The sequence below is a fragment of the Brunnivagina elsteri CCALA 953 genome, assembly GCF_002289455.1.
Classification (GTDB): Bacteria; Cyanobacteriota; Cyanobacteriia; order Cyanobacteriales; family Nostocaceae; genus Brunnivagina; species Brunnivagina elsteri.
This window is the reverse complement of sequence record NZ_NTFS01000314.1, coordinates 1-7968: the sequence shown is the minus strand read 5'-3', so window position 1 is coordinate 7968 and position 7968 is coordinate 1. Positions and strand designations below refer to the sequence as shown.

Here is a 7968-nt window from a genome sequence, read left to right as displayed (position 1 = left end):
TAAGCTACTTGAGTACATTTACCTCATCTCTTAGTTTGATTTTTCTACATTATAAAAGATACCAAATGGGTTCTATAAAACATCCTCCTATTCCTGTTGCTTCTTAATCGTTTTTCAATAGGGGAGAGTGAAAAACTGCAAGTTAACAGTAGATGCGATTGTTAATGCAGCGAATAGTTCACTATTAGGTGGTAGTGGTGTTGATGGTGCCATACATCGGGCAGCAGGAAGCGATTTATTAACAGAATGCCGTAGACTTAACGGTTGTAAAACTGGTGATGCAAAAATCACTAAAGGCTATAAATTGCCTGCAAGGTATATTATTCACACCGTCGGACCAGTTTGGCAAGGAGGCGATCGCAATGAAGATGTACTTTTAGGCAGTTGTTATCGTCGTTGTTTGGAATTAGCAGTAGAATATGATGTAACAAGTATTGCATTTCCGTCAATCAGTACTGGTGCTTATCGTTTTCCAATGGAAAGTGCTGCACAAATAGCTTTGACTGAAGTCGAGAAGTTTCTAAAGTCGAATAATTCGATAGAACAAGTAATTTTTGTGACCTTTAGTCAAGATAGTTATGATTGTTATTTAAAACTAATTCAATAAACATCAGTGAAAGTGCGATCCATTTAATGATATGTGTGAACTATTCGAGATTGATTTGGGTACTGGGATGAATAGTTCGATAAAATTGCCTAAAAAGTTGATGTTGTTGGGTTCAGGAGAACTAGGGAAAGAATTTGTAATTGCCGCTCAAAGATTGGGTAATTACGTTATTGCTGTGGATAGATACGAAAATGCTCCAGCGATGCAGGTTGCAGACTGTGCAGAAGTAATTTCAATGTTGAGTGCGGATGATTTGGAAGCTGTTGTTAGTAAACATCAACCAGATTTAATCATTCCCGAAATTGAAGCAATTAGAACTGAGAAACTGGTGGAATTTGAACAGCGAGGAATTACTGTAATTCCCACAGCCGCAGCAACAAATTATACGATGAATCGCGATCGCATTCGGGAATTAGCCCATACAAAGTTAGGTGTCAGAACTGCTAGATATGCCTACGCATCGACTTTGGATGAATTAATTGCTGTTTCCGATGAAATTGGATTTCCTAATGTTGTTAAACCCGTGATGTCATCATCTGGAAAAGGGCAATCGGTAGTTAAAGAAAAAGGTGATGTTGAGAAAGCGTGGAATTATGCAATATCGGGTTCCCGTGGTGATACTCAAAAGGTAATTGTTGAGGAGTTTATTGATTTTGAAATTGAGATTACTTTACTGACAATTAAACAGTGGAATTCACCGACTATATATTGTACCCCAATTGGACATCGACAAGAACGTGGCGATTATCAAGAGTCTTGGCAACCCGCAGAAATATCAAATGATAAAACTTTAGAAGCACAAGAAATCGCTAAGAAAGTCACCGATGCATTAGGTGGTGCAGGAATTTTTGGAGTTGAATTTTTTATTACCAAAGATGAAGTAATTTTCTCCGAACTTTCTCCCCGTCCCCATGATACAGGAATGGTGACATTAATCTCGCAAAATCTGAATGAATTTGAGTTACATTTACGTGCTGTTCTCGGATTACCAATTCCCCACATTGAACTATTCGCAGCATCAGCCAGCGCGGTAATTTTAGCATCAGAAAAATCTGATGCAATTAGTTTTGAAGGAGTTGCCGAAGCACTCGCAGAAAAAGATGTAGATATTAAACTATTTGGCAAACCAACATCCCATCCTTACCGTCGGATGGGAGTTGCTTTAGCTAAGGCAAACACCACCCAAGAAGCACGAGAAAAAGCAACCAAAGCTGCCAATAAAATCAAGATAGTTAGTATTTAAGAAAACACCCATAAATTTTGTAGGGGTGGGGTTTACCCTACCCTTATGAGCGATACAATTAAGAATTTTATAAATTTATCTGAACCCATTTTATAATAATATAATTTTGATATTAATTTGGTTAATATTGTGGGTTTTGATAATGTCTGTAAAATCCTTGCAGAAAAGTATCCAGCAGATTTTGTTAGGTGGTTAATTGGGGGGGAATCTACTGATATTACTGTGTTAAAAACTGAGTTAAGTTTGGAACCAATTCGTGCTGATTCTGTTATTTTTATACAGACAAATAATCGAATTTTGCATATTGAGTTTCAAACTTTAACAGTTTCTAATCCTCCGATTCCTTTCCGAACGCTCGATTATTCGGTTAGATTGAAGCGTCAGTATAAGTGTCCTGTTGTACAAGTAGTAATATTTTTACAGGAAACGGATAATGAGATTGCCTTTACTGAGCAGTATGTTGATGATACAACAACAGCAATTCTCATTTTGAAACGATTTTGCGCCATTTCATCGCTCCCCAGATTCGTTAAGAATTGTAAAACCCTCTGACTGTAAGGGTTTCAATGTCATGAAACCTTAAAATGAGAATTGCTGATACAACAATACACCGCTATCGTGCTATCAGGATGTGGGAGCAGGATTCGAGTTTGTTTCTGGGTAATTCGGCATTATTACCGCTAGCACCTTTATGTGGAACTGATTCTCCACGAGAGTTGCTATCCCAGGTTGCCCAGGAAGTCGCTAGAATTGCAGATAGGAAGACGAGACAAAATACGGCAGCTTATACTGAGATTTTAGCTGGTTTGCGGTTTGAGAAGGATTTAATTCGTCAGTTATTAAGTGAGGATATCATGCAGGAATCAGTTATTTATCAAGATATTTTGCAAAAGGGTGAGGAACGTGGTGAGCAGAAAGAGGCATTTAGATTTTTAAATCGATTGTTAAATCGGCGTTTTGGCGAGATGGATTCTTCAATAGTTGAACGTATTCGGGTATTATCTACGGAACAATTGGAAGCGTTGGGGGAAGAATTTTTGAGTTTTTTAAATGTATCTGATTTGGTTGCTTGGCTAGAAAATAATACGAGCAGTTAAATAATCGTGAGTAAAATTTTGGGTTACGACGCATTGGAGATTGTTAATTAAGTTTATAGATTCTCGTGCGTTTTCACCCAAACTACGAATCTGAAATTTTAACAGGTTTGCGGTTTGAGAAGGATTTAATTCGTCAGTTATTAAGTGAGGATATTATGCAGGAATCGGTTATTTATCAAGATATTTTGCAAAAAGGACAAGAGCAGGGAAAGCAGCAAGAGGCTTTTCTATTTTTAAATCGATTGTTAAATCGGCGATTTGGTGAGGTTGATTCTTCGATAATCGATCGTGTTCGAGTATTGTCCACAGAGCAGTTGGAAGTTTTGGGAGAAGAATTTTTGAGTTTTTCTGATGTTTCAAATTTGCTTGCTTGGCTTGAGCAAAATACTGGCAGTTAAGTAATCGTAGTAAAATGTTGGGTTACGACGCATCGGAGATTGTTAATTAAATTTACAGATTCTCGTGCGTCTTCACCCAACCTACGAATCTACTAAGATGCGATCGCAATTATTTAGTTGTGCTTTATTGTTTTACCTATAATGCCCATGAATTCAATGAAAACTCCATTTCATCTCAACAATACAAAGCTAATCCTGATAATATCTTTTTGGCTTCTCCCCCTACAAGCTTGTAATCACCAGCAATCAGTTCAAAAACCAATCACGACCTCAGAACCTCAAAAAACACCTACTTCAATACCTTTGACCTTAGACACACAGCCACAGGACAAAAACTATTTTCTCGACCATCAAATATGGGGAAATACCGATGAAAAGGGAGATAAAGAGAATTTACTCAAAGCAATTGATAATAGTTTAAATTATTTAAAAACGCCAGAAGCAACAACAGCCTATCAAAATTACATAGTTACCGAAATTACGCGATCGCGGGTCGAAAAAAGCCTCCAAAGATTTCGCGAAATAGTTGTTAATTCTCAAAATGCCGAAGAATTACAAGCAACTATCAACAAAGAATTTGTCTTTTATAAATCGATTGCTTCTGATAATCAAGGCACGATTTTATTTACAGGTTACTATAAACCAATTTATGCAGCAAGTCGCAAACCCACAGCAGAATATAAATACCCTATTTATCGCTTACCCGATGATTTTCAAAGCTGGAAAAAGCCCCATTCTACACGTTTAGAATTGGAAGGTGCAGACGCTTTACAAGCAGCAAAAGGGAAATTGAAAGGATTGGAATTATTTTGGTTAAAATCACGAATGGATGCCTTTATTGCTCAAGTCCAAGGTTCTGCCCTACTTGAATTTGCGGATGGGACAAAAACAACTATTAACTATGCAGGAAATTCTGACATGATTATGTCAGCTTAGGTAAGGAATTAATCAAAGATGGAAAATTAGCACAAGAAGGAATTACTCTACAAAAAGTCATAGATTACCTTGAAAAAAATCCCACAGAGCAAAATAATTATGTACCTAGAAATCCGCAATTTATCTTCTTTAAAGATACAAAAAATGCCCCAGCAAGTGGTAGTCTTAGTGTCCCCATTACCCCTGAAAGGTCAATTGCTACCGACAAATCATTAATGCCCCCCGGAGCATTAGCAATCATTCGCGCACCCTTTCCATTTATTAGTAAAAATAAAATTAATCAAACTCAAATTAATCAAACTCAAGTTAATCCAACAAAAATCGAACAGCGTCTTGTTAGTCGTTACGTACTCGATCAAGATACAGGAGGTGCAATCAAAAGTCCCGGTAGAGTTGATTACTAAACCTCGTCCATGATGAAACCCGGAGTTTTTTTTAAGATTCAAATCCGTCATTGCGACGTAAGGTAGACACAAAGTGGCTACCCGCAGGGTAGCAATCTCAAGGTCTTTGTGGAAAACTACAGTTCTCAAAGTAGACGAGGTTTATATAGGTATTGGTAAAGAAGCAGGAGACCGAGCAGGTGGGATAGTTAATAAAGGTGAGTTATATTACCCTTTGCTGAAAAAATAACATCTCAACCATAAAAGCTAGATTTCGGCAATTTTCACCCATTCTCGTATACACTAGGAAATTATAAAATTTTGACCTATACCCAAACAGAGAAGAATTGATGTTGAAAGCAATTTTACGGTGTGCAGATTCGTAGGTTGGGTGAAACCCAACACATGATATGAGGGAAACAGAAATTATTGAAACCACAAAAATATCTAACTAAATTCAACAAGCGCGATACTCTTATGGAGTCGCTAGCCTCCGGCAATGCTAAAAGCATACGCGATCGCACTTCTAATCTTAAACCTCGCTTATTACAACTTACTGAGTCTCTTTATTGTCTTTATATAAAAATAAAAAGCTGCTTTCTTCTCAATATAAATACGTAAATAGGATTATCTGAGTTTAAAAAATTACAAAAAACGGCAAATATTATTTCAAAACAAATTTTAGAAGTACACGCTGACCATTTTGGTCAGCATGTGGAATCATAATCTACACAGTAACTAATTCAGGTTCCTTCTCAGCAGGAACAGCATCTCGAACAAGCGATCGCGTTTCTTCTTTCCTCTGCAAGAGATTTCGGGCAAAAGCTAACATCGCTTTGGTTTTGCGTTCTCTCCAAACATCAATGAGTTGCTCAACCTGGGAAGATGGCATTCTGCGTGCGATCGCATCATACAGATAACTCGCATGTCCTTTTTCATCCTGAGCAATACTTAACATCCCCAGCTTGAGATTGCGGGATACAGCGTCATCGTCAGGTAACACATTTGCCATCCGTGCAAAGTCTTTACTCGCATCAAGTTCGAGAATGTAGGTACTTCCCATGAACACATTCCAGTCAATTACTTCTGGTTTTAGTTGTTCTGAGGTATATCCTGTAAAAAATGCCGCAAAAAATGGACTACGTTGTTGTGGTTTTTTGGTTTGGGTTTCTTCCGGTTGACTTTTCGGTTGATTGGTAAAATCTATAACTTGTTTATCAAGCTGTTTCAGTGCATGGGCAAAAACTTGTCCGTGTCTGGTTTCGTCAGCAGCATGTTTTGCTAGCTTTTCCGCTAACCATGTATCACCTTCTGCGGCTGCCCTTTCTCCTAATTTAGTCAAAAAAGGTACAGAACCAGATTCCGCAAGTTGATAACCAGCTAAAATATTCGGACGAGTTTTGATATCCCGAATTTGGGCAGCAGAATAATAAGCAACAGCACCAGAACCAGCCAAATGCATCAAGTATGTGAGGAAATTCATCATTGCGCTCGCGCTAAACACGTAATGGTTACTTTTCTTATACTAATGGTTATTTTTTCGACTTGCTGGAATTGCTTCACTTAGGAATTCCCAGAAAATAAATAAAATATCCCAACTACTGGCTTATTAATTGTATCATTATTAGGGATGGAGATACTTAGACTTACAAGCATTTGGGAAAATTTATTTCTTGGTGTTTTTCTATTTCTGTGAAGTATTACATTATCAAATTTCTCGAATATTTGTAACGTAAATTACATATTTTGAGCCTAATTGAGTCACATTTATGCATTAATATAAATAACGAATGTTGTAAAATCTCTAATGTTTAACTTGAGAAAAGCTTTTATTTTAACTATTGCGATATTACTAGTATTCACGTCTGGATGCTCGCTGGATACACCGACAAAATCTGATAGCATACATTTAATATTAGGTAATCCCAGTAATGCTGCTAAGTCTGACTCGAATAATTATTTAATGCTCAAAAAACAGTATGCACTTTCTTATAACCGAGACAAAGGGATTCCCAATTGGGTAAGTTGGGAATTAAATAAATCTTGGTTAGGAAATGCTCCAAGGTCGAATAATTTTAAACCTGATGATACTATTCCTAAAGAATGGAATCGCGTCTTACCTAATGATTATACTCGTAGCGGTTACGATAAAGGACATATGACACCTTCGGCTGACAGGAGTAATAATCCTGAGGATAATGCTGCAACTTTTTTGATGACAAATATTATTCCTCAAGCTCCTGATAATAATCAAGGTTATTGGGCTGAGTTAGAAAGCTATACCAGAAGTCTAGCAAATGAAGGGAAACAAATATATATCATATCGGGTGGATATGGACAGCAAGGCACTATTGCTAAAGGAAAGATTGCAATTCCGGAGCGGGTTTTTAAGGTAATTGTTGTCAGTGAGTCTGGTAAGGGATTGGATGGAATTAATCAGTCTACAAGGATAATTGCAGTTGATACTCCTAATTATAATGGTAAAAAGGAAAGTAGTTGGAGTCAGTATTTAACTACTGTTGATGCATTGGAGAAAAAGACAGGTTATGATTTTTTAAATTATGTGGATGAGTCGATTCAAAAGGTGATTGAAGCAAAAGTAGGTCGGGATATTAAAACAATTCGCAATTCTTAGCTTACGTTAAGGGACTATCGTATTATTCATTACATCCGCAGAATAATACTATTTTGCACAAATCCATGATGAAATATGTTGTTGATATAAGCTAAAAAGTACCTAAATCCTAAATCATATATTAGAGGATGTTTGAAAAGTCTCCTTCTGTGTCATGCTGAGGGACGAAGCATCTCAGTACTTAGGTTAAAGCCTAGATTCTAGCCTGCGGCAACGCGTAGCGCGTACGTTCCGCAAAGCTCCACTCAGAATGACGGTTTATACCTTCCAACACTTTTCAAACATGCTCTTAGGGCAGGGATGCCCACCCCACAATAATTATAATTATAATAATTTAGATTATATGATTTAAATGCGGAACAGCTTAGAAGCAAAAATGGGATATTTGTAAATTTTATTTAAGAAAAGAAAATATAGGAGGTTATTCATGATATGGTAATTCTGTAGTTGACAGTTATTTCACAATCGGGCACTGCTAAAATTTTTAAAAATTTAACCACTCGATTGTAATAAAATCAAAATATTCAATTAATTCAATAATACCATAAGTAGAACCCAAAAAAAATATTTACAAAAATTAAAAAAAATGAGAATTGCGATAAGCAGAACTTAATGCCTAATCAATACTGCTCGGTTAGGACAAATCAACTGACATCTAACCCCGTAGAG

The 7968-nt window shown here is 36.8% G+C and carries 7 protein-coding genes and 2 pseudogenes; 8 read left to right on the top strand and 1 reads right to left on the bottom strand.

From position 1 onward, the window contains the following. Positions 1 to 127: 127 nt before the first annotated feature. From CK510_RS22320 to CK510_RS31965, 7 genes and pseudogenes are all read left to right on the top strand, one after another. A complete protein-coding gene (locus tag CK510_RS22320; protein ID WP_095723783.1) occupies positions 128 to 607 on the top strand; it encodes an O-acetyl-ADP-ribose deacetylase in 480 nt (159 codons plus the stop codon). Between the two features lie 67 nt (positions 608 to 674). After that, the gene (gene purT / locus CK510_RS22315; RefSeq protein ID WP_095723785.1) at positions 675 to 1850 is read left to right on the top strand and encodes a formate-dependent phosphoribosylglycinamide formyltransferase; all 1176 of its coding nucleotides are present in this window, start codon (positions 675 to 677) and stop codon (positions 1848 to 1850) included. A gap of 129 nt (positions 1851 to 1979) precedes the next feature. After that, a pseudogene (locus tag CK510_RS34440) lies at positions 1980 to 2947 on the top strand (Rpn family recombination-promoting nuclease/putative transposase). A gap of 65 nt (positions 2948 to 3012) precedes the next feature. Continuing rightward, entirely contained in the window at positions 3013 to 3345 is a 333-nt protein-coding gene (locus CK510_RS22300) for a DUF4351 domain-containing protein (protein ID WP_373695826.1), read from the top strand. Between the two features lie 141 nt (positions 3346 to 3486). Beyond that, positions 3487 to 4355: pseudogene (locus CK510_RS22295) on the top strand (MltA domain-containing protein); the annotation flags it as partial. 141 nt (positions 4356 to 4496) lie between these two features. Then, positions 4497 to 4685: a 3D domain-containing protein gene (locus tag CK510_RS33610; RefSeq protein WP_245912313.1), complete on the top strand. Its 189-nt coding sequence runs from the start codon at positions 4497 to 4499 to the stop codon at positions 4683 to 4685. Between the two features lie 73 nt (positions 4686 to 4758). After that, a complete protein-coding gene (locus CK510_RS31965; RefSeq protein WP_158224948.1) occupies positions 4759 to 4914 on the top strand; it encodes a hypothetical protein in 156 nt (51 codons plus the stop codon). A 477-nt stretch (positions 4915 to 5391) separates the two neighbouring features. On the opposite strand, the gene CK510_RS22290 is transcribed toward CK510_RS31965, so the two are convergent. Beyond that, positions 5392 to 6147 carry a rubrerythrin family protein gene (locus tag CK510_RS22290; RefSeq protein WP_095723782.1) on the bottom strand — a complete coding sequence of 252 codons (756 nt, stop codon included), beginning with the start codon at positions 6145 to 6147 and terminating at the stop codon, positions 5392 to 5394. A 324-nt stretch (positions 6148 to 6471) separates the two neighbouring features. Between CK510_RS22290 and CK510_RS22285 the strand changes: the two genes are divergently transcribed. Next, the gene (locus CK510_RS22285; protein WP_095723781.1) at positions 6472 to 7299 is read left to right on the top strand and encodes a DNA/RNA non-specific endonuclease; all 828 of its coding nucleotides are present in this window, start codon (positions 6472 to 6474) and stop codon (positions 7297 to 7299) included. Positions 7300 to 7968 lie beyond the last annotated feature (669 nt).